Annotated in this window: 1 protein-coding gene; it reads left to right on the top strand. The window is 62.4% G+C overall.

From position 1 onward, the window contains the following. Positions 1-28 precede the first annotated feature (28 nt). The coding region (locus tag EIZ48_RS30545) for an Ig-like domain-containing protein (protein WP_369127492.1) at positions 29-475 on the top strand (447 nt) is incomplete at its 3' end.

Raw genomic sequence — 475 nt, 5'->3', positions numbered from 1 at the left:
CCTGAACGACGGCACCCTGACGCTGTCGGTGACAGTGACCGACAGCGCGGGCAATGCGGCGACGGCGGTGACGGATACGGCCACGCTGGATAAAACCAGGCCGACGGTCACCACCTTCAGYGCCTCGGAYACGCAGCTGAAAGCGGGCGAGACRGCCACCATCAGTATTGTTCTGAGCGAGGCCAGCAGCGACTTCAACATTGGYGATATCAGCGTAACGGGCGGTAGCCTGACAAACTTCGTGTCWACCAGCGCTACCCAGTACAGCGTACTCTTCACCCCGACGGCTGACTCSGAAGCMACGGCGACGCTGGACATCAATGCCGATAGCTTCACCGACGCGGCGGGCAACGGCAATACCGCGGCCACCCAGCTGKCACTGACGGTGGATACGCAGGCGCCGAGCGGTCACAGYGTGGCCTTTGGCGATACCCTCTACAGCGACTCGGAGAAAGGCAGCGCCTCGTTCAGCTTT

Source organism: Photobacterium alginatilyticum, assembly GCF_009910675.1.
GTDB lineage: Bacteria > Pseudomonadota > Gammaproteobacteria > Enterobacterales > Vibrionaceae > Photobacterium > Photobacterium alginatilyticum.
The sequence above is the reverse complement of the archived record's forward strand: the minus strand, read 5'-3'. Positions and strand labels throughout refer to the sequence as shown.